The organism is Dietzia timorensis, from assembly GCF_020742175.1.
In the GTDB taxonomy this organism is placed as follows: Bacteria; Actinomycetota; Actinomycetes; order Mycobacteriales; family Mycobacteriaceae; genus Dietzia; species Dietzia timorensis_A.
In genome coordinates, this window is the sequence record NZ_DYXM01000057.1 from 17798 (window position 1) to 41925 (window position 24128).

General features: G+C 66.0%; 18 protein-coding genes, 4 tRNA genes and 1 pseudogene. 16 read left to right on the plus strand and 7 right to left on the minus strand.

The genetic code is table 11. From position 1 onward, the window contains the following. Positions 1-127: 127 nt before the first annotated feature. Both K8V11_RS02865 and K8V11_RS02870 read right to left on the minus strand, forming a co-directional pair. Complete coding sequence (locus tag K8V11_RS02865; protein WP_303910705.1) at positions 128-964, minus strand: sulfurtransferase; 837 nt, start codon at positions 962-964, stop codon at positions 128-130. A 9-nt stretch (positions 965-973) separates the two neighbouring features. Beyond that, positions 974-1900 (minus strand): hypothetical protein, encoded by a 927-nt coding sequence (locus K8V11_RS02870; protein WP_303910706.1) that lies wholly within the window; start codon positions 1898-1900, stop codon positions 974-976. Between the two features lie 140 nt (positions 1901-2040). On the opposite strand from K8V11_RS02870, the pseudogene K8V11_RS02875 reads away from it, so the two are divergent. From K8V11_RS02875 to pstB, 6 genes and pseudogenes are all read left to right on the plus strand, one after another. Further along, positions 2041-2685, plus strand: a pseudogene (locus K8V11_RS02875) (winged-helix domain-containing protein); the annotation flags it as partial. Between the two features lie 73 nt (positions 2686-2758). Then, complete coding sequence (mshD, locus tag K8V11_RS02880; protein WP_303910707.1) at positions 2759-3751, plus strand: mycothiol synthase; 993 nt, start codon at positions 2759-2761, stop codon at positions 3749-3751. 335 nt (positions 3752-4086) lie between these two features. After that, a complete protein-coding gene (gene pstS / locus K8V11_RS02885) occupies positions 4087-5190 on the plus strand; it encodes a phosphate ABC transporter substrate-binding protein PstS (protein WP_303910708.1) in 1104 nt (367 codons plus the stop codon). 100 nt (positions 5191-5290) lie between these two features. Beyond that, positions 5291-6361: a phosphate ABC transporter permease subunit PstC gene (gene pstC / locus K8V11_RS02890; protein WP_303910709.1), complete on the plus strand. Its 1071-nt coding sequence runs from the start codon at positions 5291-5293 to the stop codon at positions 6359-6361. After that, a complete protein-coding gene (gene pstA, locus K8V11_RS02895) occupies positions 6361-7284 on the plus strand; it encodes a phosphate ABC transporter permease PstA (RefSeq protein WP_303910710.1) in 924 nt (307 codons plus the stop codon). Before pstC ends, pstA begins: the two co-directional genes overlap by 1 nt. A 13-nt stretch (positions 7285-7297) precedes the next feature. Beyond that, on the plus strand, positions 7298-8074 hold the full coding sequence (gene pstB / locus K8V11_RS02900; protein WP_303910711.1) for a phosphate ABC transporter ATP-binding protein PstB: 777 nt from the start codon (positions 7298-7300) through the stop codon (positions 8072-8074). A gap of 184 nt (positions 8075-8258) precedes the next feature. On the opposite strand, the gene phoU is transcribed toward pstB, so the two are convergent. Then, positions 8259-9020 (minus strand): phosphate signaling complex protein PhoU, encoded by a 762-nt coding sequence (gene phoU, locus K8V11_RS02905; RefSeq protein ID WP_303910712.1) that lies wholly within the window; start codon positions 9018-9020, stop codon positions 8259-8261. Between the two features lie 90 nt (positions 9021-9110). After that, on the minus strand, positions 9111-10337 hold the full coding sequence (dusB, locus tag K8V11_RS02910; protein ID WP_303910713.1) for a tRNA dihydrouridine synthase DusB: 1227 nt from the start codon (positions 10335-10337) through the stop codon (positions 9111-9113). 69 nt (positions 10338-10406) lie between these two features. Between dusB and K8V11_RS02915 the strand changes: the two genes are divergently transcribed. Further along, positions 10407-12140 (plus strand): AMP-binding protein, encoded by a 1734-nt coding sequence (locus K8V11_RS02915; RefSeq protein ID WP_303910714.1) that lies wholly within the window; start codon positions 10407-10409, stop codon positions 12138-12140. Positions 12141-12179: 39 nt separating this feature from the next. Here the strand turns inward: K8V11_RS02915 and K8V11_RS02920 are convergent, their stop codons facing one another. Together K8V11_RS02920 and K8V11_RS02925 are read right to left on the minus strand one after the other, a co-directional pair. Next, on the minus strand, positions 12180-13391 hold the full coding sequence (locus tag K8V11_RS02920; protein WP_303910715.1) for an NADH:flavin oxidoreductase: 1212 nt from the start codon (positions 13389-13391) through the stop codon (positions 12180-12182). 109 nt (positions 13392-13500) lie between these two features. Beyond that, a tRNA-Lys gene (locus tag K8V11_RS02925) sits at positions 13501-13576 on the minus strand. A 182-nt stretch (positions 13577-13758) separates the two neighbouring features. On the opposite strand from K8V11_RS02925, the gene K8V11_RS02930 reads away from it, so the two are divergent. The 8 genes from K8V11_RS02930 to K8V11_RS02965 all read left to right on the plus strand — a co-directional run bounded on the left by K8V11_RS02930 (position 13759) and on the right by K8V11_RS02965 (position 21540). After that, positions 13759-13831, plus strand: a tRNA-Glu gene (locus tag K8V11_RS02930). 157 nt (positions 13832-13988) lie between these two features. Next, positions 13989-14657 (plus strand): GPP34 family phosphoprotein, encoded by a 669-nt coding sequence (locus tag K8V11_RS02935; protein ID WP_303910716.1) that lies wholly within the window; start codon positions 13989-13991, stop codon positions 14655-14657. A gap of 118 nt (positions 14658-14775) precedes the next feature. Beyond that, positions 14776-14849: transfer RNA gene (locus tag K8V11_RS02940), tRNA-Asp, on the plus strand. Positions 14850-14880: 31 nt separating this feature from the next. Next, positions 14881-14954 (plus strand) — tRNA-Phe (locus tag K8V11_RS02945). 137 nt (positions 14955-15091) lie between these two features. Further along, on the plus strand, positions 15092-18346 hold the full coding sequence (locus K8V11_RS02950) for an arabinosyltransferase domain-containing protein (RefSeq protein ID WP_303910717.1): 3255 nt from the start codon (positions 15092-15094) through the stop codon (positions 18344-18346). Positions 18347-18436: 90 nt separating this feature from the next. Next, the gene (locus K8V11_RS02955) at positions 18437-19228 is read left to right on the plus strand and encodes an enoyl-CoA hydratase-related protein (RefSeq protein WP_303910718.1); all 792 of its coding nucleotides are present in this window, start codon (positions 18437-18439) and stop codon (positions 19226-19228) included. After that, positions 19228-20397 (plus strand): GTP-binding protein, encoded by a 1170-nt coding sequence (locus K8V11_RS02960; RefSeq protein ID WP_303910719.1) that lies wholly within the window; start codon positions 19228-19230, stop codon positions 20395-20397. Before K8V11_RS02955 ends, K8V11_RS02960 begins: the two co-directional genes overlap by 1 nt. 222 nt (positions 20398-20619) lie before the next feature. Next, positions 20620-21540 (plus strand): LuxR C-terminal-related transcriptional regulator, encoded by a 921-nt coding sequence (locus K8V11_RS02965; protein ID WP_303910720.1) that lies wholly within the window; start codon positions 20620-20622, stop codon positions 21538-21540. Positions 21541-21650: 110 nt separating this feature from the next. Here the strand turns inward: K8V11_RS02965 and K8V11_RS02970 are convergent, their stop codons facing one another. Further along, positions 21651-22232 carry a cob(I)yrinic acid a,c-diamide adenosyltransferase gene (locus tag K8V11_RS02970; RefSeq protein ID WP_303910721.1) on the minus strand — a complete coding sequence of 194 codons (582 nt, stop codon included), beginning with the start codon at positions 22230-22232 and terminating at the stop codon, positions 21651-21653. 84 nt (positions 22233-22316) lie between these two features. Between K8V11_RS02970 and murA the strand changes: the two genes are divergently transcribed. Next, positions 22317-23576: a UDP-N-acetylglucosamine 1-carboxyvinyltransferase gene (murA, locus tag K8V11_RS02975; protein ID WP_303910724.1), complete on the plus strand. Its 1260-nt coding sequence runs from the start codon at positions 22317-22319 to the stop codon at positions 23574-23576. The last annotated feature ends 552 nt before the right edge of the window (positions 23577-24128 follow it).

A 24128-nucleotide genomic window follows, 5' to 3' on the forward strand; every position in this document is an offset into this window, starting at 1 on the left:
AAATCCTCTAGGACTCGTCGTGCAGGAAGCGGTAGAGGATGTATGCGGACATGAGCGTGATCACCACGACCGCGACGACCAGCAGAATCTCGAAAAACAGGACCATGAGTCCAATCCTAACTTACGATCAGCGTTCCACAGGAACGCCGATGAGTGATCCGTATTCCACCCAGCTGCCGTCGTAGTTCGCGACCCCCGATACGCCGAGGAGCTCGCGCAGCACGAACCAGGTGTGCGAGGAGCGTTCGCCGATGCGGCAGTAGGTGACGACGCGGGCCCCGTCCTCCGCGGCGAGCAGAGGTTTCGCATAAAGGCGGCGCAGGTCCTCGTCGCTGCGGAAGGTGCCGTCGCGCGCCACGGCGCGGTTCCACGGGATCGACAGCGCGCCGGGGATGTGCCCGCGCTGCTGCCCGCCCTCCTGCGGCAGGTGCGGCGGCGCGAGGAGGCGCCCGGTGAACTCGTCGACGCTGCGCACGTCGATGAGCACGTCGTCCTCGAGACCGTCGAGCACATCGGAGCGAAGCGCGCGGATCTCGGCATCGATGTCCGGCACCGGATAGTCGGTGGCGACCGGCTCGGGTACCTCGTCGGTGAGCGGGCGGCCCTCCATCGTCCACTTCATCCGGCCGCCGTCGAGCATCCGCACATCGGCGTGGCTGTACAGCTTGAACAGCCAGTAGCCGAACGCCGCGAACCAGTTGTGGTTGCCGCCGTAGAGAACCACCGTGTCTCCGGGCGCGATGCCGCGCGCGCCGAGGAGCGCGGCGAATTCCTCCGCGCCGACGATGTCTCTGGAGGTGGACGACTGCAGGTCGGTGCGCCAATCGAGTGCGATCGCGCCGGGGATATGCCCGAGGGCGGAATAGGCGCCGGCGTCCTCGTCCACCTCGACGACGTGGATGCCCGCGGCGCCCAGGTGCTCGGACATCCACGCGGTAGTCACAAGGACATCTGATCGTGGCATGCGGCCAGTTTAGCCCCGCTGCGGGTGCGGGCTGTAAGTAAGCCCGCCCGCGAGTTCGCGCGGGGAAAATCGGAGCTCGTCGAATTCGGTTTCCAGCCACAGCGAGTGCGCGCGCGCCTCGATCCGCTCCGGTGGTAGGCCGAGCGGCATCGATGCGGCGTCGAAGCGCAGCTCGTCGCCGGTCGCCGGGGTGGCGCCCGGCCAGTGTGTGGTCGCGTCCGTTTCGTCCCCGGGCACGTTTTCGGAGAGTCTGCGTCCGGCTGCGGAAGTGTCCTGTTCGGTTATGACGGCGGACGCCGCACCGCCCCCGGCGCGCAGATCCATCGCGAACGCGGCACTGGCATCGACGCAGGATCCGGCGTTCGCGGCGGCGCCGCCGTCCCCGGCTGCCTCCGGTGCGAGGAGCCTTCCCGCGAGTCTCGCGCGCTGTTCGGGGGCACCGGCGAGGCTGCCGTCGTCGAACGCGGAGAGGAATGCGCTGCACAATCCCAGCGGCGTGCCGATCGCCTGCGCGCCGAGTTCCACACGCACGGTGCCGTCGGACACGACGAGCTCGTCGCCGTCGAGGCGGGCTTCGCCGGCGTCGAGATAGACGGTGGCGACTCCCGACGGCACGGAGCGGCCGCCCGCGGTGTCGGCCTGCATCGGCACCTCCTGGGCGCGGATCGAAAGGTCGGTCCAGTCCCGTGTGCCAGGTTGCAGCGTCCACCACGGCGAGGTGTTGACCTGGACCGGTGGGAGCGGCGACGCCGCCGGGCGGATGGCGTGCGCGAGCGTCGACTGTCCCTGCGCGGCGAGGTACATGCCGGCCAGGCCGAATGCCACGACCGACGTCATAACCACGGAGAGGGTGACGAGGAGGATGCGGCCGGCGGAGCGCTTCGTGCGGGGCAAGGGGGCCTCGCCTCCTTCGGGGATCGTCGCGGGCCGTGCCATCGGCCCAGCGTATACTTTCCGCATCGAGGTGGCGCGGACCCGTAGGGGGCACGCCGTCGAGGACATTCCGGGCCAGGGGAGTCAGATCGAGTGGCGCGCTGCCGGGAATAAGAATTCCGGAAGCGATGAGGGAGGTGCCGGTGGAACTGCTCCTGCTGTCGCACGAGGAGGTCGACGAGGCGATCCCGTCCCTGGGCTTGCTCGCGCACAGGGTCCAGCGCGCCGAACCGACCGCGACGGCCGTGATGGCGGCGGCCGAGGTCGACGTCGTGCTCGTCGACGCGCGCACCGAACTCGCCGCCGCGCGCACGCTGTGCCGCCTGCTGTCGGGCGCGGTGGAGGCTCCGGTCGTCGCGATCGTGTCCGAGGGCGGTCTCGTCGCGGTGAACTCGGAATGGGGGATCCTTGAGCTGCTCATGCCGGCGATCGGCCCGGCCGAGCTCGATGCGCGGCTGCGTCTGCTCTCCGCGCACCTCGCGAGCGCGGAGACGGAGCGGACCGTGCTGCAGCTCGGCGACCTGGTGATCGATGAGGAAACCTACGTGGCCCGGCTCAAGGGTCGCCCCCTGGACCTCACCTACAAGGAGTTTGAGCTCCTCAAATACCTCGTCCAACACACCGGGCGGGTGTTCACCCGCGAACAACTCCTACACGAGGTGTGGGGGTACGACTTCTTCGGAGGCACTCGCACCGTCGACGTGCACGTGCGCCGTCTGCGCGCGAAGCTCGGCTCCGAAAACGAATCGCTCATCGGCACCGTCCGAAACGTCGGCTACAAGGCCGTTTCGCCGTAGCCGGGGAGGCGGCCCCGATACGGTGCCCCTGGCGCGCCGGCCGCGCGGAGGGCACTGTTGGGATATGGCTTCTTCCACCGACTCCGACCGGCTCCCGCAGGACCTCGAGATCTCCGAGGTCAATTCCCTCGACCCGAAGTGGGTCGGCGAGGTGCGGCGTATCGCCGCCGAGGCCGAGGCGAGCGACGGGGTAGCACCGCTGGGCGAGCAGCCCATGCTCGCTCTGGAGCGTCCGGCACCCGGTGTCGCCCATGTTCTCGCGCTTGTTGACGGCGGGCTTGCCGGCTATGCCCAGGCCTCCGATTCCGACGACGGGCAGGTCGTCGAGTTCGTCGTGGCACCCGATTTTCGGGGACGCGGGATCGCGACGGCCCTGGTGGATTGGATGCTCCGACGTCATCCACAAATGAAGTTCTGGGCGCACGGCGACCGGCCGGAGGCCGCCGCGATCGCCGCGTCCCACTCGATGGGCAAGGTTCGCGAGTTGCTGGTAATGACACGGCAGCGCAGCGACGCGCCGGACGTGTCCGAGTTCGGAGCCCGGACGGGCGGCGCCGGCGTCTCGGGGCGCGACGACATCGAGGTCCTCGATCTCAACGAGGCCTACTCGCGCTTCGGCGCGGACGCAGTCGACTCGGCGGTGTTGCGCGTCAACAACGCCGCGTTCTCGTGGCATCCGGAGCAGGGTGGCTGGTCGCTGGAGACTCTGCGCGAGCGGATGGACGTGGATTGGTTCGATCCGGCCGGGTTCTTCGTGGCGCTCGAGCCCGGTGAGCCGTTGCGCCTGCTCGGCTTCCACTGGACGAAGAACGTCCCGGTCGAGGCAGGGGAGTCCCCGCTCGGCGAGGTCTACGTCGTCGGAGTCGATCCCTCCGCGCAGGGGCGCGGGCTCGGGCAGCTTCTCACGGCCGTCGGCATCGCCTACCTGGAGGGACGCGGTATCGACGAGGTCGAACTGTACGTCGAGGGCGACAACGCTTCCGCCCTGCACGCATATGAAAAACTCGGTTTCCATACCACCAAACGCGATGTCATGTACGGAACCGAGGGCGCGTGAGGCGCCTCAGGGCGTGATCCACATCGCTCGTGGGGGTGAACCCTCAGCGTCGTATTCCCCCTGCTACCAGCGAGAACATAAGCATTCTCCGGCTGCCAGCAGGGAATTTACCTTCCGTTCAACTTCAGTCTGTGCCGCGTTATTAAAGCTTGCTTAGCGTACTGGTTCGGTGATGGTGATCTGTCGTCGAACGCTGCGCCTTGAAACGTTTTCGATCGTTCGGGGGGTGCGCAGGGAAACGTTCGTCGGCGCGAGCCCATCGTCAAGCGAAAACGCCCACGGTCTGCGATTCAAGCATCTCGCGAGAGACCGAATACACAACGGAGGAAATGTTCGTGAATACCAAGCGCGTAGGTGCACTGCTCGGCATCGCTGCTGTTGCTTCCATCGGCCTCGCAGCATGCAGTGACGACGGAGGATCGACGACCACTGCCGACGGCGAAGAGTGCGATGTCACCTCGACGATTGCCGCTTCGGGTGCCACCTCGCAGCGCAACGCGATGAACGTCTTCTCGAACGAGTTCGACGCTCAGTGTGGCGGCCAGCTCGACTACAACGCGAACGGCTCCGGTTCGGGCATCTCCGAGTTCATCGGTGGACAGTCGGTTTTCGCCGGCTCGGACTCGCCGCTCAAGGAAGAAGAGGCCACCCAGGCCGAGCAGGCCTGTGGCGCCCCGGCGTGGAACCTCCCGATGGTCTTCGGCCCGATCGCTGTCGCCTACAAGCTCGAGGGCGTCGATCAGCCGCTCACGCTGAGCCCGCAGGTCATGGCCCAGATCTTCAAGGGCGAGATCAAGAAGTGGAACGATCCGGCGATCGCCGAGCTCAACGAGGGCGTCGACATCCCGGACACCGACATCGTCGTGATCTTCCGTTCGGACGAGTCGGGCACCACCGACAACTTCCAGAAGTACCTCGACGCCGCCGCGGGCGATGCCTGGGGCAACGGCGCCGGCAAGACCTTCCAGGGCGGCACCGGTCAGGGCGCGAACGGTAACGACGGCGTCGCCTCCGCGATCGCCAACGCCGACGGCGCGATCACGTACACCGAGTGGTCCTTCGCCACCGGCCAGAACCTGGACATCGCGAACGTCACCACGAGCGCCAGCGAGGACGAGGGCGTCGAGCTCAATGCCGAGACCGTCGGCAAGACCATCGACACCGCGCAGCTGGTCAACGAGGAAGGCAACGACCTCGCGATCGACACGGCGTCGTTCTACGAGCCCACCGAGGCCGGGGCGTACCCGCTCGTCATGCCGACCTACGAGATCGTGTGCTCCAAGTACGAGGACGTCGAGACCGGCCAGGCCGTGAAGCAGTTCCTCAAGGTTGCCGCTTCGGAAGACGTCCAGGCCCAGCTCGAGGACGAGGGCTACATCCCGGTCCCGCAGGAGTTCCGCGAGAAGCTCACCACGGCCATCGATGCCATCGAGGCGTAGGTCCGCGGACCCACGCTGCGTGTGACCCGGTGCCGGGCAGCCGCAAGAAAAGCTGCCCGGCACCTCACGCGCATACACACCGATTTGGATTGAAGGACAGATGACTGTTCACGACGATGTAGACAGTGGCTCCAAGTCCCTGACCAAGGACTCGGACTCCGCCGGCAAAGGTGGCGCCAAAAACGCCCCGAAGTCGCCACTGAGCTCCGGGAAGAACGATTCCCGTAAACAGGACGCGACGTTCCGCATAGGCACCCAGATCGCCGCTGCGATCGTGGTCGTCCTCGTGGCGATGATCGCCGTGGTCCTCGCCGTTCAGGGCTGGCAGGCGCTGAACATGAACAACGCCAACTTCCTGCTCAGCGGCGAGTGGAACACCAACGGTCACCGCACCGATCCTGAGTCCTTCCGATTCGGCATCTTCGACATGTTCATCGTCACGGTGATGAGCTCGGTCGTCGCACTGCTACTCGCGGTCCCCGTCGCCGTCGGTATCGCGGTGTTCCTCGTGCAATACGCTCCGCCGAAGCTGTCGCGCTCCCTTTCGGCCGTGATCGATCTGCTCGCCGCTGTTCCTTCGATCATCTACGGCCTGTGGGGCGTACTCGTCCTTGCGCCGTTCCTCACCCCGCTCGCCGAAATGCTCAACCGTAACCTCGGTTGGTTCTTCCTCTTCGGCGACGGCAACATCATGCTCATCGGTAATACGGTGTTCACCGCGTCGATCGTTCTCGCCGTGATGATCCTGCCGATCATCACCTCTATGTCGCGAGAGACGATCCGCCAGACGCCTGGTCTGCAGCAGGAAGCGGCTATGGCGCTCGGCGCGACGCGCTGGGAGAAGATCCGGATGACGTGCTTCCCGTACGCGAAGTCCGGAATCATCGCCGGCTCGATGCTCGCGCTCGGTCGTGCGCTCGGTGAGACCATCGCCGTCCTCATGATCCTCGGTGCGACTCCCGCCGCGACCCAAGAAATTCAGCGCCTGACCAACTACTCGCTGTTCGATGGTGGCTCGACCTTCGCTTCGAAGATCGCCGCCGGCGCTGCGGAGTTCAACGACCCGATATCGACGGGCGCGTACATCGCCGCCGGTCTGGTCTTGTTCATCCTCACGTTCGTCGTCAATGGCATCGCCCGTGCGTTCGCCGGCGGAAAGGTCAACGGATAATGTCGACTACAGCTACCGAAAAACTTTCTCAGCCGGCCAAGCCGGAGAACGTCTTCATCCCGACTGCCGGCAGTCGGAAGGTGAAGAACAATGTGGCGACGGTTCTGTTCACGCTGAGCTTCTTCGTCGCCCTCGTTCCGCTCGTCGCTCTCCTCTACAAGGTGATCGTCGACGGTTTCCCGGTCATCCTCGACCTCGCATGGTGGACCGAAGATATGCGAGGTATCGGCAACAACGAGCTCGCCGGCGGCGTGCTCCACGCCATCTACGGCTCCGTCGTGCAGGTGCTGATGGCCTCGATCATCGCGATTCCGCTCGGTGTTCTCGCCGGTATTCTTCTCGTCGAGTTCTCCGAGTCGAAGCTCGCGAAGCCGACGACCTTCATGGTCGACGTCCTCGCCGGTGTTCCCTCGATCGTCGCCGCGATCTTCATTTTCGGCGTGTGGATGACGACCTTCGGCATGCGCAAGAGTGGCTTCGCCGTCGCGTTGGCCCTCGTTCTCCTCATGCTTCCGCTCGTGATCCGTTCGACCGAAGAAATGCTCAAGCTCGTCCCGGATGAGCTTCGCGAGGCCTCACTGGCTCTCGGAGTCCCGCGGTGGAAGACGATCGTGTTCATCGTCATCCCGACCGCACTGTCGGGCATGATCTCCGGCATCTTCCTCGCCGTCGCCCGCGTCATGGGCGAGACGGCTCCCGTTCTCGTGCTTGTGGGCTACTCCTCGCGTGCCAACTACGACGCCTTCGAAGGCAACATGGCTTCGCTCCCGCTGCTCATCTACAACGAGCGCTCGAACGCCACCGACACCGGTGTTGCGCGCCAGTGGGGTGCGGCTCTTACGCTCATCATCCTCATCGCCATCGCCAACATCTTGGCCACGGCGGCCGCGAAGGCCCTGCAGCCCAAGACCTCTTCGAAGTAAGGAATTCCCAGACATGGCAATGCGACTCGATCTCGAGAATCTCAATATCTTCTACGGCGACTTTCACGCCGTGCAGGACGTCAATCTCTCGGTGGCTCCTCGCTCGGTTACGGCCTTCATCGGTCCGTCGGGCTGCGGCAAGTCCACCGTCCTGCGCACCATCAATCGCATGCACGAGGAAATCCCGGGGGCTTACACCAAGGGCAAGATCCTCCTCGACGGCGTCGACATCAACGGCAAGGACGTGGACCCTGTCGCCGTGCGCCGCACCATCGGCATGGTGTTCCAGCGCCCGAACCCGTTCCCGACGATGTCTATTCGCGAAAACGTCGTCGCCGGTCTCCGCTTGCAGGGCGTGCGCAGCAAGTCGAAGCTCGACGAGGTCTGCGAGAAGTCCCTGCGCGGCGCGAACTTGTGGGACGAGGTCAAGGATCGCCTCGACAAGCCGGGCGGCGGCCTGTCCGGTGGTCAGCAGCAGCGTCTTTGCATTTCTCGCGCGATCGCCGTCGAGCCCTCCGTGCTTCTCATGGATGAGCCGTGCTCGGCGCTCGACCCGATCTCGACGCTCGCCGTCGAGGACCTCATCAGCGAGCTGAAGACCGACTACACGATCGTCATCGTCACGCACAACATGCAGCAGGCCGCACGTGTGTCGGATCAGACCGCGTTCTTCAACCTCGAGGCCACGGGCAAGCCCGGCCACCTCGTCGAGAACAACCCGACCGAGAAGATCTTCTCGAACCCGGATCTCAAGGAGACCGAGGACTACATCGCCGGCCGCTTCGGCTAGGCCGTCGGCGACAAGCCGGCCGAGGGGCCCTGCACGCGCGAGATGCGCGGGCAGGGCCCCTCACCCATTTCGACAGCCGGGGCCGAGCGCGTGGCCCGAAGGGGGCCGCGCACAACAAAGGCCGGGACCCTCCGTTGGGTCCCGGCCTTTGGGGTCTGATGCGGTCAAGCCGCAGGGGATTGGTCTAAATGGTGCCGCTGTCGCGAAGGCGATCCTCGAGTTCCTTCTGGCGACGCTCGAACTCGGCGACGATTTCTTCCTTGGGAGCGTCGTCGTTGGGGGAGACCTCCTGGTTGACCGACGAATTGGGAAGCTGGCCGGTCGTAAGGAAAATGACGCGCTCGGCAACCTCGACCGCGTGGTCGGAGAAGCGCTCGAAGTAGCGGCCGAGAAGCGTGACGTCGACGGCCGCGGCGACGCCGTGGTCCCACTCGCGCACGGTGAGGAGCGTGAACAGGTGGCGGCGCAGATCGTCGATCGCGTCGTCCTGCTCCGAGAGGCTCGCGGCCTGGGTGAGGTCGCGGGTCATCATCACCTCGGTCGCAGCGCGGCCGAGATTGACGGCTACACGGCCCATCTCGGCGAAGTAGCCGGAAAGCGGTTCCGGGATGGCCTTATCAGGGTGGCGGCGACGCGAGATCTTCGCGACGTGCAGAGCGAGGGCGCCCATGCGGTTGATGTCCTGGATCGCCTGGATCGACGACACAACCTGACGTAGATCCGAAGCCACCGGGGCCTGGAGGGCGAGCAGCGAGTACGCGCTCTCCTCCGTCGCCCGGGACTGTGCAGACAAGACCTGCTCGCTGGACATCACCTTCTCCGCGGCGGCGAGATCAGCTTGCAGGAGGCTGTAGGTGGCCTCTTCCATGAGGTCTGTGGCGACCGAGCACATGTTGGCCATCGAGGCCGCCAGTTCGGTCAGCTGGGTAGTAAATCCTTCGCGCATGTTAGAAAATTCTACGTTCCCCAACGACAAAGCGCCTTAAATACGGGTAAATGCTGCATGAACGTGCCGAGGCGGCTTGGCTTTTCCGGTCTATCCGCCGGAGTTCTCGACCTCGGCGCCCGGGAGTGCCACGGAATCGTCCTCGGGATCGTCCAGCCAGCCCTCGGGGAGCAGCACCTTGCCGGGCGAGCCCTGGCGCCCGCGCGGCCCGTAACCGTCCGCGGGAAATGGCTCGTCGGCAGGCAGCCGGTCGAGCAACTCGCGCAGATCCGACAGCGCCGATACTTTCGCGAGGTCGACACGCATTTCCGAGCCCGCAGGGAAGCCGCGCAGGTACCACGCGATGTGCTTGCGGATCTCGCGCATTCCCTTGTCCTCGCCGTGGAACGCCGCCAGCAGTTCTCCGTGGCGGTACATGATGTCGGCGACCTCGCCGAGATTCGGCGGCGTCGGGACCGGGCGGCCCGCCAGTTTCGCCGACAGCTCGGCGAAGAGCCACGGCCGGCCGAGGCAACCACGTCCGATGACCACGCCGTCGCAACCGGTCTCGTCGACCATCCGCACCGCGTCGTCAGCGGAGAAGATATCGCCGTTGCCGAGCACGGGCACGTCCGATCCGAGCGCCCTGATGTGCTCGACCAGACGCGCGATCTGCGTCCAGTCGGCCTCCCCGGAATAGCGCTGTGACGCCGTGCGGCCGTGCAGCGCAACGGCGGCCGCGCCCTCCTCCACAGCGATCCGACCGGCGTCGAGGTGGGTGTGGTGCTCGTCGTCAATGCCGACGCGCATTTTCACCGTCACCGGGATGTCTGTGCCCTCGGTGGCACGCACCGCGGCCGCGACGATAGAGCGGAATAGCTTCCGCTTGAACGGAATCGCCGAACCACCGCCCTTACGGGTCACCTTCGGCACCGGGCAGCCGAAGTTGATGTCGATGTGGTCGGCCATGTCCTCGTCGACGATCATTTTCGCCGCGCGGTAGGTGTACTCGGGGTCGACTGTGTACAGCTGCATCGAGCGCGGAGACTCGTCGGGAGCGAACGTCGCCAGGTGCATCGCCGTTTCGTGGCGCTCCACCAGCGCGCGTGCGGTGATCATCTCGCACACGTACAGTCCGGCCACCGAGCCCTGCGAGGTGCGCTCGAGCTCGCGGCACAGCGTGCGGAACGCGACGTTGGTGACTCCGGCCATGGGGGCCAGCACCACCGGTGACGCGAGATCGAAGGGGCCGATGCGCAGCGCAGAGGACTGCCCCGGCGCTGCACCATCGAAAGTGGTGACGGCGGGGGCGGGATCCTTCACGTCTGTCGCGGTCATGTAGTCCATTGTTCCGCGCAGCGTGCACGGGCGCCAAATGGAGCACTGGGAGGGCTATCGTGGGCCGGCATGGCGGACTTTAATCCCGGGCACCAGATGAGTCATCCGACGTTCGGCCACATGATTCTCGCGCGGCTCGGCGACCACCGACCCGGGCTGCTGTTCGAGCAGGAGCGCTGGACGTGGGACGAGTTCGTCCGCGAATGCGCCGTTCGCGCCGCGCTGCTCGGGAATCTCGCACGCGAGGCGAGCGCACGGATCGAGGCGCGGGAGCAACCGCGGCACCGGACGTTGCACGTCGGCGTGCTCCTGGATAACTTCCCCGAATACCTCTTCCTCCTCGGCGGGGCGGCGCTGTCCGGCGTCACGATTATCGGAGTGAACCCGACCCGCAGGGGACCGGAACTGGCGGCGGATATCCGCGGCGTGGATTGCGATGTGCTCCTCACGTCCACCCCAGGACGCGAGCACCTCTCCGGGCTCGATCCGGAGCGGGACCTGGGCCTTGAGAGGGCACCGATCGAGATCGACTCGGCCGAATACCGGCGAGAACTGGACGCCCACGCCGGTGCGGCCGCGGACCCGGAGGGCGAGTTCACCGACGCAGGGCGCGACGAGGGCACGTACCTATCGCTGATGTTCACCTCGGGATCGACGGGCGCGCCGAAGGCGGTCATCTGCAGTACCGGGCGACTGGCGATGCTCGGACACGTCAACTTCCGCGGGCTCGTTCCGGAGGACGTCGCATACTCGGCGATGCCGCTGTTCCACGGCAACGCGATCATGGGCGTGTTCGCGCCGTGCGTGGCGGTGGGGTGCGCGTTCTCCATGCGCGAGCGGTTCTCGGCACGCCACTTCCTCGGCGATGTGCGGGCATTCGGGGCGACCTTCGTGAACTACGTCGGCCGATCGCTCGCATACATCCTCGCCGTCCCGGAATCGGGGCTCGAGCGAGACACTCGCTTGCGCATCGTCTTCGGCACCGAGGCGTCCGCGCACGACCGCGCCGAATTCGAACGGCGCTTCGGCGTCGCCCCGTCGGAGGCTTACGGCTCGTCGGAGGGCGGAGCCGTCATCCAGCGCACCCCGGACACCCCGCCGGACGCGCTCGGACGGTCCGGGGAGCATATGGACATCGCGATCCTCGGCCCCGGCGGCGAGGAATGCCCGCCTGCGAACTTCGACGCCGACGGGGCGCTCACCAACCCGGGGGAGGCCATCGGCGAGATCGTCAACCGCACCGGGGCGCGGCTGTTCGAGGGCTATTACAAGAACCCCGAGGCAAGCGCCGAGCGCATTTCGGGCGAGGCATACCGAACGGGCGATCTCGGCTACACCGACGCAGCCGGCTTCCTCTACTTTGCGGGGCGCTCGGGGGACCGGTTGCGTGTGAATTCGGAGAACTTCTCGGCCGCGCCTGTCGAGCGCATCCTCTCCCGCTTCCCCGGAGCCGTGGTCGTCGCCGTGTACCCGGTGCCGGATCCGCGCACCGGCGACGCCGTGATGGCCGCCCTCCAGCTGCTTCCCGGCCATGAATTCGACCCCGACGCGTTCGCCGCTTTCCTCGCCGCCCAGCCCGATCTCGGCCGCCTGTGGTGCCCACGCTTCATCCGCCTGCTCGAGGCCATGCCGACCACGGCGACGCGCAAGATCGCCAAACCGGTGTTGCGCCAGGAGTCCTGGCTCGTCGACGATCCCGTCTTCACCTATGACGCCGGACGTTGCATCCGCCTCGACGCCGAAGCCGCCCGCGCACTTCGCGTCGACTACGCACGCCACGATCGCTCGCCCGCGGGGTACTAGCTGCACGCGAGGTAGTGGTGGCCCGTGCGGCCGCGGGTATCAGCGAGCCGTCGTGGGCGGGCCTCCCTCTCGAAGTACGCAGCGCGAACCCGAGTAGATCGTCGCCATGCAGCGATTGCAATGAACGCACAGCGAGCGCCCGGCCGGGTCGGCGAGCAATCGGCGCGGCAGATCGGGTTCGCGCAGAAGGCCGCGCCCCATGGCGACGAACTCGAAACCGCCGGCCATCGCCAGGTCCATGGAGGCGCGGTCGACGATGCCACCGAGAAGGATCATCGGAAGCGAGACGGCCTCGCGAATCTGACGCGCGGCGTCATACATGTATGCGTCTTTGTACGGGTATTCCTTGAACATCCGGCGTCCGACCAGCTTCATTCCGGCGCGGATCGCGGCCGGCTGGGTCTTGGCGAACTCCTCCAGTGGCGCCTCGCCCTTGAACAGGTAGATGGGGTTGAGTAGCGAGCTACCGACCGTCATTTCCAGCGCGTCGGCGCTGCCGTCTTCCTCGATCCAGCGCGCGACCTGCACGGCCTCGTCGAGCCAGAAGCCGCCGCGAACCCCGTCGTCCATATTGAGCTTGATGATGATTCCGAGCTTGTCTCCGACCTCGTCGCGGATGGCGCGGCCGATCTCCCGCGCGAACCGGGCGCGGTTGGCGAGCGAACCGCCGTACTCGTCGCGCCGCCGATTGAGGCGCGGAGAGAGGAACTCGGACACGAGATAGTTGTGGCCGAAATGAACCTCGATGGCGTCGAAGCCGACCTCCAGCGCGCCTCGCGCCGCCCGTGCGTGGTCGGCGGTGATTCGGGCGATGTCGTCCGGCGTGCATGCTCGTGTGGGGGCGACTGCCTGTGGGGCGACGAACCGGGACGGCGAGAGGGCGGTATGTCCCGTGGAGCGCGAGTTCGCGACAGCGCCTGCATGTCCGATCTGGGCGCTGGCCGCCGCGCCCTCGCGGTGTACGGCGTCGGTGAGAGCGCGCAGTCCGCCGTCATCGGGCATTCCCCAGTGGTAACAGTGCCGATCGGTGCGGCCCTCGGGGGAGGTGGCGAGATACGCGACGGTGGTCATGCCGACGCCGCCGCGGGCATATTCGGTGTGGAACTCGATGAGCTCGTCGGTGATGCGCCCACGCGGGGTGCGTCCCTCGAACGTCGCGGATTTGATGATGCGATTACGCAATCGAGCCGGGCCGATCGTCGCGGGCGAGAAGACGTCGGGCCGGTTGCGGGCGAGGGGCGCGGCATTCATGTGGATGACGGTATCGAGAGCGGCGCGGCCGAACCGGGAATCGGGCGAGATGTTCCGCTTCTCCGAAAAGGAGGGCAGAAGGGATACCGATGCGCCGGAAGTGTGGAAGTGGTGCCCCCAGCCGGGCTCGAACCGGCGACCTGCGGATTAAAAGTCCGTAGCTCTACCAACTGAGCTATAGGGGCACAAAACACAATACATTCCGGATTCGAGCAGCCAAACACGGGATCCGAGCCTGGCGGAGGAGCGAAACGGAGGTCGGGAACTTTCGGAAAACCCGGCGAGTTCGGCGGGCGGTTGGGAAAGTCGCGTGTTCGTCGTTTAGACTTACTCCCGCTGCTGACCGGCTTTTCGTCGGACGTGGCGCGCCCCCTTCGTCTAGCGGCCTAGGACGCCGGCCTTTCACGCCGGTAGCGCGGGTTCGAATCCCGTAGGGGGTACATCTGGAAAGCCCCGGGAGCAGGCACTCTGTTACCCGGGGTTTCGTGCATTTTCACCTTTCTCCGTCGTCAGACGGAGGGGTGGTGAGAAAGGTGCGGCGAAAGACCAGACTCAAGGGGGATCCGGGACTGCGATCGGTTTCGTAACGTCGCAGGCATGATGATCGCCGACGAAATCTTTCTGTTGTACACCGCCGATAAGGGCGGCGTGTTCGCGCAGTACCGCCAGTTTGCGGTGACCGGCGCCGTCGTCGCCGACTTGATCCTCGCCCAGCGGGTGGAACTCGACGGGCGCAAGGATCCGCGCCTGGCGCTGCTCGACTCGCGTCCGGTCGGTCATCCGGCCCACGACGCGATGCTCGAGTACCTCCACGAGCGGATTGTCGGTAAGGGTAAGCAGGTCAAGCTGTCGCAGCTGCTGGGTGTGCGCTCGCTGAAGCTCGAGGAGCGCACCGGACGCGCGTTGCACGACGCCGGGATCCTCGGCCTCGTGGATGCGAAGCTCGGTGGACTCGTCGGGCCGAAGTTTCCGATGGAGAACCCGCTGCCCGAGCAGCACCTGCGGGCGCGGCTTGCGCACGTGCTGCGCGGCGGCGAGCCAGGACCGGCCGATGCGGTGGAGTTATCCATCCTCAAGGGGACATCGACCATGCACCGGATTCTGCGGGACGAGGTGCGGGGGATGTCGCGCAAGGAAGTAAAGGTCGCCATCGAATCGCTGGAGACTCGCGGCGATATCGGGCCGGCGATCAAGCGCGCAATCGACATGCTGGTGACGGCGGTGATGGCCCCGGTATTCGTCGGCGTCGTGACGGCATCGGGGTAGTCGGGTTCGGCCGTTTTCCCTGTCTTTTGCTGGCGATTTGTGTTTTTATGAAGCCGTGGCCTAAAGTTCTAATCCGTGCGAAACGCCCGGTCCGGTAACGGTCCGACGCAAGCAGCACGGCCCTGTGGCGCAGTTGGTTAGCGCGCCGCCCTGTCACGGCGGAGGTCGCGGGTTCAAGTCCCGTCAGGGTCGCAAAAGGTTCCGGGTTCACCTGGGATCTTCCGGCCAGGTAGCTCAGTTGGTACGAGCGTCCGCCTGAAAAGCGGAAGGTCGCCGGTTCGATCCCGGCCCTGGCCACAAGTTCATGTTTAAACCCGGCAGTTGCATCTGCCGGGTTTTTGCATTTCGGGGCGAGGAAATGTTGACGATTTCAAGCGCCGAACACGCGCGAGGCGCTTTCGAACCGCCGGACTCTGGCACGTAACCTGTAGGGCATGCCAAAAAACCCGAGACGGGGCGGCCTCATCGCTGCCGACCCGGCCCAAAAGGGGCATTCGAAAGTAACAGGTTACGTAGCAGCCGCCTTTGGGCTCATCGGGATCCTTCTGGCCATCGTCGTTCCGATGCTGCCGGTCCTGCAGACCACGTCGAACGTGTCCTGGCCGCAGGACGAGGACGTCAATCCCGTGACGCTTCCGCTTGTCGCGTACTACCCGCAGAACATCGATATCACCGTGCCGTGTTCGGCGGTCGGGGATCTCGAGGACGGCGAGGGCAACGTCCTCGTGTCGACCGCCCCGGCGGAGGCGCCGGACGCGAGCGCCCGCGGGCTGTCCGTGGCCGTAGCCGGCTCCCAGGTAGAGGTGCGTTCGCGAAACGCGCTCATCGCGACGGCCCCGCTCTCCGACGTCACAAGTGGTGCATGTTCGCAGATACGCGTGCATTCGGACGCGAATCTGACGGTCGCCGAGTTCGTCGGCATGCAGGACGAGGATGGCGAGCCGTACGCCGGGTCGACACAGGACGACGTGCGCCCGCAGGTTGTCGGCGTCTATTCAGATCTGAAGGGCAGCGCACCCGACGGGTTGGCGGTGGACATCGAGGTCGACTCGCGGTACACTACCGATCCGACGCTGCTCAAGAAAATCGCCATCGTGCTGGGCATCGCGATGGTGATGGTCTCGCTGGTTGCGTTGCACAGGCTGGACATGCGCGATGGGCGCAGGGCGAGACGCTTCGCCCCGAAGGGGTGGTGGAAGCCCAGGCCGCTCGATCTGCTCGTCATGGCCGCGCTGCTGCTGTGGCACTTCATCGGCGCGAACACGTCCGACGACGGTTATATCCTCACCGAGGCGCGCTCTGCCTTGTCCTCGGGCTATATGCCGGAGGTGTTCCGCTACTTCGGCGCACCTTATGCGCCGTTCGGCATGCCGTATTACATCTACACCTTTATCAGCCAGTTCACCCTGGCCAGCGTGTGGTTACGTCTGCCGACACTGCTGCTCGCCTTTGCCACATGGTTCCTAATCTCGCGAGAGGTGATCCCGCGGCTCGGTGTCGCCGCGCGCAACCACGCGGCGGTGAGGTGGACGGCAGCGGCCGTGTTCCTCGCCTTCTGGCTGACGTACAACAACGGAATCCGCCCCGAGCCGATCGTGGCCTTCGGCGTCATCGCCACGTGGGTGTCGCTCGAGCGCGCGCTGGCCACGGGCAGGCTACTGCCGGCCGCCTTCGCGTTCATCGCGGGCGCGTTCACGTTGTCCGCCGCGCCGACGGGCACGTTCTGTATCGCCGCGATCATCGCCGCCTCCAGGCCGCTGCTCGTACTGATCGTGCGCCGCGCGAAACGGGACGGATGGCTCGCGACTATCGCGCCGCTCGGCGCGGCCGGGCTGGCGGTGCTGCACCTCATCTTCCTCGACCAGCCTCTCAAGGGGACGCTGCAATCGTCCTCGCTACTCGGCCAGGTCGGGCCGAAGGGCGAGTGGTACGAGGAGTACTGGCGCTACCAGTGGCTGCTCCAGCCGACGCCGGACGGCTCGCTCGCGCGCCGATTCGCAATCCTCGCGATGATCCTCGCGATCGTCGTGTGCGGCATCATCCTGTTCCGCAAGGCGCGGATTCCAGGGGTCGCGCTCGGTCCGAGCCGCCGCATCCTCGGCCTCGCAGTGCTCTCGATCGCCTTCATGGCGTTCAACCCGACGAAATGGACCCACCACTTCGGTGCATTCGCGTCGATCGGTGCGCTCCTGGGAGCCCTCGTCACGTTGGCAGTCTTGCCTGCGGCGACGCGTTCGCTGCGCAACAGAGTGCTCTTCCTCGCCGGCGTGCTGTTCGTGCTCGCGCTGAGCTTCACCTCGCCGAACGGCTGGTGGTACATCTCGATCTACGGCATCCCGTGGGGTGGCATAGTGCCAACGATCGCCGGCATCGAGCTGTACAAGGTGTTCTTCGGCCTGATGTTCCTTACGCTCGCCGCGGCGCTGTACCTGCACTACCGCGAGGTGTTCATCACGCCGTCCGACCCGCCAGACCACTCCGGCGGCAAGTTCAAGAACCTCGTGCGTGAGGTTGCCAACGCGCCGCTCGGCCTGGCTGCCGGGTTCGTCGTGCTCATCATCGTCGCCTCGATGTTCTATGCCGTGCGCGTCCAGTCACCGGGCTACTCCGTCGCGCAGCAAAACTGGCGCGGAATGCAGGGCGAGGAATGCGGCATCGCGGATGCGGTCCTCGCCGAACCGGATCCCAACCAGGGAATGCTGACGCCGGCGAACAGCGATCGCGGGGACGGACTCGGAAAGACCAACGAATCCGAGGCATTCGATCCCAACGGGATCCCCAGCGACCTGTCCTCGAGCGAGGACGCCGACGAAAGCACCGGCGGTCCTCGGACCGAGGAATCCCGCGACGACACGACGACGACCGCCGGCACCGGCGGCGGTACTTCCGCGGTCGAGGGCATCAACGGCTCGCGCACCAAGCTGCCGTTCGGTCTCGACCCGGAGACGACGCCGGTCCTCGGCTCCTACCAGTCCGGCGCCGTCCAGATCTCCGGCGCGCTGGAGACCGACTGGTACGCACTGCCCGATCCCGCCGAGCGTGGTCCGTTGCTGTCCATCGCTGCGGCCGGCCAGTTCTCCAAGAAGGCCGTGCACGTCGAGTACACGACGGAACCGGAGGCCGGACCGGAGGCAGAAGCAACCGGGGAGGTCTCGCCGATCGACGTCGGACCCGCCCCGTCGTGGCGAAACCTCCGCGTACCGTTCGACAAAATTCCGGCGGAGGCGACCGCGGTCCGCGTGGTGGCCGAGGACAACAACGCCGAGCCCGACTGGTGGATCGCCCTCACCCCTCCGCGAATCCCGGTCACCGAGACCATGCAGGAGCTCGTGGGCGACACCGCACCGGTCCTGCCCGACTGGGCAGTCGCGTTCCACGTCCCGTGTGTGCGTCCCTTCAAGGAGTTCGCGGGCGTCCACGAGCTGCCCGAGTACCGCATCCTTCCCGATCGCGGCCTCGCTGCGGTCACGGACAACTGGCAGGGCTGGGACGGCGGCGGTCCGCTCGGATTCATCGAGCTCACCCAGGAAGGCGAGACCGTCCCGACGTACCTCGACAACGACTGGGACCGCGACTGGGGCTCGCTTGTGCGCTACACCCCGCTGGTGCCCGAGGCCGAGCCTGCGGAGGTCGACTTCGGCGAGGTCACGCGGTCGGGGCTGTGGGACGGCGGACCACTGGCGAAGTAAGCGCCTAGTATCGGCTCTACCACTTCCCGGCCAACGGGCGGCGGCCGGCGCCAACGTGAGCGCCGGCGCGCCGCAACGAAAGGAAATGCGATGTCGAACAGCGTTCAGGAGCGGACTTTCGAGACCATCCTCGTCGAGGTGAACGGAAGGGTCGCGACGGTCACGATCAACCGCCCCGACAAGCTCAACGCTCTCAACACCACGGTGCAGCGCGAGATGGCCGAGGCCGTCGAGGCGCTCGACGTCGACCCGGACATCGGCGCGATCATCGTCACCGGCTCGAAGAAGGCGTTCGCCGCGGGGGCAGACATCGCCGAGATGGCCGAGCTCGAATACCCCGGGACGTTCACCGAGGATTTCATGGGCAACTGGTCGCGGCTCACGCGCGCCCGCACCCCGCTTATCGCCGCGGTGTCCGGCTACGCGCTCGGCGGCGGCTGCGAGGTCGCGATGATGTGCGACATCATCATCGCCGCAGAAAATGCCAAGTTCGGCCAGCCGGAGATCAACCTCGGCGTCATCCCCGGTATGGGCGGTTCCCAGCGCCTGACCCGCGCGGTGGGACAGTACAAGGCGATGGACATGATCCTTACCGGGCGCACCATCGGCGCCGAGGAGGCCGAGCGCGCGGGGCTCGTTTCGCGCATCGTGCCCACCGACGATCTGCTTTCCGAGGCCACGGAGGTCGCCGAGACCATCGCATCGAAGTCCAAGTACTCCGCGATGGTCGCGAAGCGGGTCACCGCGCGTGCACTGCAGACCACGCTCGCCGAGGGGCTCGAATACGAACAGGCGAACTTCTACGCCATGTTCGGCACGCCAGACCACAAGGAAGGTATGACGGCGTTCAACGAAAAGCGCGAGCCGAAGTGGGATCGCTAGTGCCCCAGGACGCGTGGGCGCCACCGGCCAGGGAGCCCGGGGACCCGCTCGAGGTCCTCGTGCTCACGGGCTTTCTCGGCGCCGGCAAGACGACGCTGCTGAACTACCTGCTCTCCGGCCTGTCCGGGTTGCGAGTCGCGGCGGTGGTCAACGATTTCGGCGCGGTGGAGGTCGACGCGCTGTCGGTCGCGGGGCGGGTGGACTCGACGATCTCGCTCGCCGGCGGCTGCATGTGCTGCGAGATCGACATCACCGAGATCGACACCGCGCTCGCGGACCTCGCCGGTCCAGAGCACGGCCTCGACCTCGTGGTCATCGAGGCGTCGGGGCTTGCAGAGCCCGAGGTTCTCGCGACTCTTGTGCGCCGCCAGCCGCGAGATTTGATCTCCTACGGCGGACTCGTCAACGTCGTCGACGGCGTGCACGTGCGCTCCACGATCGAGCGCCATCCGCAGCTCGCCAGGCATCTGTCGATCTCGGACCTGCTGGTGTTGACCAAGACCGATCTCCTCGATGCGGACGCGTACGCGGAGGTGAGCGAGTTCCTGCGTGAGCAGGCGCCGCGCACCCCGCTCACCAGAGCGGTTCGCGGTCACGTCGACATGCGCCTTCTCTTTGGCGCAGCCGCGCAGGCGGACGCCGACCGGGGGAGTGCGGACCGTTCAATCGACGGGCACGAACACGCTCACGAGCACATCCACGACGCGTACTCCTCGTGCGTGCTCGCTCCGGAGCGCCCGCTTCACCCGCGCCGCTTCCTGTCTGCGGTCTCCGCGCTGCCGGCGGGCGTCTTCCGCGCAAAGGGATCGGTTGTTCTCGCCTCAGAGGACGGCCCATGGACCTACGAGATGAGCAAGGTCGGCGACATGCTCGACGTGCGCTCTCGGGGACGAAGTGAGCCGGGCGATTCCACGCAGGTCGTCGTCATAGGAATCGATCTGCCCGCCAGCACCGAAGCCGGCCTCGATGCCGCGCAGTTGGGCGAGTCCGAAATTGTCCGACCCGAGGACGCGCTAGTGCTGGAGCCCTACCTTGTCGCGCCGGAGTTCGCGACGGACACCGAGGGATGGATTTACGACGACGATCGTGCCACCCCCGTCACCGGAGCAGCGACGATGCTTTCCGATCCTGAGGACCCGGACTCTCAGGATCCTGCCAATACCCCCTGACTTAGGCAACGCTAATCAATAAGCTGCGCTTTTGTTTCCGACTCTATCTATATGTGGGGGCATTCTCGGCATAGCATGTGGCAAACATAAGAAAAAATGCCACACGTCAACCCGATGTTTTGTGTGGGGGTACTCCTCCCCCTATAGTGGGTAGCGAAGGGTCTTCCGACGATGGTTGAAAATCTCGCCATCTTGGGTCGGAAGTGTTTCGAGGGAGTCGCAATGAGTGATACGCGAACCGGCCTGTCAGCAGGCGCGCGAGCCCGGAAGGACAGGGACCGCGCCGCCGTGCGGGCCGCTCTTGAAGACCTCCGGAAGAACACCGGAGTGCTGATCGTCTTCGGTGGTTACGTCGCCGATAACAAGGTGCTTCACCTCTGCGAGTCCATCGGATTCAGCGCCATCAAGGAACTCAACGTCGAAGTGCAGCCCGGCAGTGGCGTCGGCGGCCGCGTCGTGTCCACGGGCAAGCCGTTCGGCGTCACCGAATATCTGCGCTCGGGCGTCATCAGTCACGAGTACGACGACCTGGCGCGGCAGGAGGGCATTCGCTCCCTCGCCGCAATCCCGGCGATCGTCGGCGACTCGGTCCGCGCGGTGCTGTACGTCGCCATGCGGACCAACGTCCGCTTCGGCGAGAAGGCCCTCGCGGAGATGACGTCGGTCGGCCGCCGCCTCGAGCAGCACCTCGCGGTTGCCGACGCGCTGGACGGCGGCGGCGCCGGCCGATCCGGCGCGGTACGCGCCGTCCCCAGCACGCTGGGCACGGGATCACCCGATACGGGCTCGTCCTCGTCCGATTTCGACGCGGCGCTCATTCACGAGCGGATGCGCGAAACCCACGCCAAGCTCCGCGTCTTGTCCTCGCGCACCGAGGACCCGTTGACGCGGATGGAGTTGGAGTCGATCGCCGCGGACCTCGTCGCCCCGACCTCGTCGGTGACGGCGGCGAAGCTCGCTCGCCGCGAGCTCGACGTGCTCGCCTGCGTCGCGCAGGGCAAAACCAATATCGAGACCGGCCAGATCATGGGCATCGGGGCCGAGACCGTGAAAAGCTACCTGCGCTCGGCGATGCGCAAGCTCGACGCGCACACGCGGTACGAGGCGGTCAACGCGGCTCGGCGCATCGGCGCACTTCCGTAGGCCGGGCACCCGGGGCGTCCGGCGCGCCTACCGCGCCGCGGAGACGAGATCGACGAGGGGCGAAGATCCGACCACCTGGATCTTCGCCCCTCCGCCGTCATATACGGGTGTTATTCCTTGGTGCGATTGCCGCCGGGGGACCACAGCACGTCATCGCCGTCGTTGGCGACGCGGCACAGGACGAACAGGAGATCGGAGAGCCTGTTGAGGTATTTCGCGGGCAGCGCCGAGGTCGTCTCGGGGTTCTCCCGCGCCGCGGTCCACGCGCTGCGCTCGGCGCGGCGGCACACCGTGCGGGCGAGGTGCAGGTGCGCGGCGAGCGGGGTGCCGCCGGCGAGGATGAAGGAATTCAGTGGTTTGAGGGAGTCGTTGTACTCGTCGATCCATCCCTCCAGCCTCGTGATGTACTCCGGCGTGATGCGCAGCGGCGGATACTTCGGTTCGGCCTCGACCGGTGTGGAGAGGTCCGCGCCGGCGTCGAAGAGATCGTTCTGCACGGCGACCAGGCGATCGCGAATCCCGGGTTCGGGGTCACCGGTCGCCACAGCGATGCCGATGGCCGCACCGGTCTCGTCGCAATCCGCGTAGGCGGTAAGCCGGGCGTCGTCCTTGGCAACGCGCTCGAAATTCGACAGTCCCGTTGTGCCGTCGTCGCCGGTACGGGTGTAGATGCGGGTCAGGTGAACAGCCATGCCTAGGACGATACCCGTGCCCGAGATCGGTACGGGGCGCCGATTTCTAATAGTGTGTACATCGTGAGTAGCGCTGCAGGGCAAATGTCTCAAAGCTTTTTCGTACAGGGCGGGGTGCGGTTGGTCGGCGAGATCCCGGTCACCGGCGCGAAGAACAGTGTTCTCAAATTGATGGCGGTGGCGTTGATGGCGCCGGGCCGCACGACGCTGACGAACTGCCCCGATATCGCCGACGTACCGGCGATGGCGAAGGTTCTGCGCCTCCTCGGATGTGAGGTCGAGGTTTCCGGCGATGTCGTGACGATCGATACGCCCGAGGAGATCTCGAACGAGGCCACCGACAAATCGGTCCAGAAGCTGCGCGCCTCGGTGTGCGTGCTCGGTCCGCTCGTCGGTCGCACCGGCGGCGCCGTCGTCGCGATGCCTGGCGGCGACGCGATCGGCAACCGCCCGCTCGATATGCACCAGCGCGGCCTCAATCATCTCGGCGCCGAGACGCACATGGACCACGGCCGAGTCGTGGCTCGCGCCCAGAAGCTCGTCGGCTCCGAATACAAGCTCAGCTTCCCGTCGGTAGGGGCTACGGAAACCTTCGTCACCGCCGCGGTACTCGCCGAGGGCAAGTCAGTCCTCTATAACGCAGCACGCGAGCCGGAGATCATCGACATCTGCGACCTGCTGTCCGAGATGGGCGCGAAGATCTCGGGTGCCGGCACAAACATGATCGAGATCGAGGGGGTCGATTCGCTCTCGCCAGTCTCGCACCGGGTGATAGGCGATCGAATTGTCGCGGCGACGTGGGTGTTCGCATCGCTCATGACGCGCGGCGACGTCACGATTACCGGCGTCGACCCGATGCACGTCCACGTTCCGCTCGAGCGCCTGCGGGGTGTCGGCGCGGAAATCGAGGTGGGGGAGAACCGCATCCGTGTCGTCCAGGAGGGGCGGCCGCAGTCCATCCACACCCAGACAATGCCGTACCCGGGTTTCCCCACGGACCTCCAGCCGATGGCGATCGCACTCGCCGCGGTGTCCGAGGGGATGAGCGTGGTCACCGAGAACATCTTCGAGTCCCGCTTCCGTTTCGTCGAGGAGATGGTGCGGATGGGCGTGGACGCTGAGACCGACGGCCACCACGCGCGAATCGTCGGTCGCGAACGCCTCGACTCGGCGACCGTGTGGGCATCCGATATTCGCGCCGGCGCCGGTCTCGTTCTCGCCGCGATGTGCGCGGACGGCGAGTCCGAGGTCTGCGAGGTGCACCATATCGACCGCGGCTATCCGTCGTTCGTCGAGCACGTGCAGAGTCTCGGCGGAATAATTCGTCGCGAAGACACCGAATAGTCATCTCGGATCGCGGCGAAGGTGTCCGGAGGGTGAACAAGCTCCGTCCAGCGCCGGCTCGCTTCCGTTTTCGCAGCGGACCAATGCCGATTGGTCGCCGTATTCACCGTTTTTGCAGGTGGCAGGGCTTTCGCCCTGCCACTTTCGTCATTTATGACGTCGGAGGCCCCGCGCCCCCTCTGCGAACGCGACTTGCACGCCGCCGAGACTGGGTGAATTCACGCCCTCCTCCGAAAACGCGAATTGGGCGTTGACCAGGCGATTTGGCTTGTTGTTTGGAAGTGTGTAACTTAGTTGGGGCCGCAAGGGAGCGGGGCGAGATTCCAGAAGGAATCGGTTCCTTCTCACCACACAAACGGGAGCTGACTATCTAGTCCGACTCGCCGACGGAGAAACGGTTTGCGTTGCTCCGATCGGATGAGCTAGGCTGGGGGAGTTGCTTCCGGGAGGTTGCGGCGGCCGGGGATGCGGGTTGGCCAGCGTTTTTGTTGGTTGATTGTGTTTCTGGGTGGTGTTTGAGAACTCAACAGTGTGTCTATGTAGTGATAGTGC

Bases quoted from the DNA above. Each gene is read 5' to 3' on its own strand.
- K8V11_RS02955 (WP_303910718.1), top strand. From the start codon at position 18,437: ATGTCGAACAGCGTTCAGGAGCGGACTTTCGAGACCATCCTCGTCGAG.
- mshD (WP_303910707.1), top strand. From the start codon at position 2,759: ATGGCTTCTTCCACCGACTCCGACCGGCTCCCGCAGGACCTCGAGATC.
- K8V11_RS02935 (WP_303910716.1), top strand. From the start codon at position 13,989: ATGATGATCGCCGACGAAATCTTTCTGTTGTACACCGCCGATAAGGGC.
- dusB (WP_303910713.1), bottom strand. From the start codon at position 10,337: ATGACCGCGACAGACGTGAAGGATCCCGCCCCCGCCGTCACCACTTTC.
- K8V11_RS02915 (WP_303910714.1), top strand. From the start codon at position 10,407: ATGGCGGACTTTAATCCCGGGCACCAGATGAGTCATCCGACGTTCGGC.
- K8V11_RS02965 (WP_303910720.1), top strand. From the start codon at position 20,620: ATGAGTGATACGCGAACCGGCCTGTCAGCAGGCGCGCGAGCCCGGAAG.
- murA (WP_303910724.1), top strand. From the start codon at position 22,317: ATGTCTCAAAGCTTTTTCGTACAGGGCGGGGTGCGGTTGGTCGGCGAG.
- phoU (WP_303910712.1), bottom strand. From the start codon at position 9,020: ATGCGCGAAGGATTTACTACCCAGCTGACCGAACTGGCGGCCTCGATG.
- K8V11_RS02870 (WP_303910706.1), bottom strand. From the start codon at position 1,900: ATGGCACGGCCCGCGACGATCCCCGAAGGAGGCGAGGCCCCCTTGCCC.
- pstA (WP_303910710.1), top strand. From the start codon at position 6,361: ATGTCGACTACAGCTACCGAAAAACTTTCTCAGCCGGCCAAGCCGGAG.
- K8V11_RS02920 (WP_303910715.1), bottom strand. From the start codon at position 13,391: ATGAATGCCGCGCCCCTCGCCCGCAACCGGCCCGACGTCTTCTCGCCC.
- pstC (WP_303910709.1), top strand. From the start codon at position 5,291: ATGACTGTTCACGACGATGTAGACAGTGGCTCCAAGTCCCTGACCAAG.
- pstB (WP_303910711.1), top strand. From the start codon at position 7,298: ATGGCAATGCGACTCGATCTCGAGAATCTCAATATCTTCTACGGCGAC.
- K8V11_RS02950 (WP_303910717.1), top strand. From the start codon at position 15,092: ATGCCAAAAAACCCGAGACGGGGCGGCCTCATCGCTGCCGACCCGGCC.
- K8V11_RS02865 (WP_303910705.1), bottom strand. From the start codon at position 964: ATGCCACGATCAGATGTCCTTGTGACTACCGCGTGGATGTCCGAGCAC.
- K8V11_RS02970 (WP_303910721.1), bottom strand. From the start codon at position 22,232: ATGGCTGTTCACCTGACCCGCATCTACACCCGTACCGGCGACGACGGC.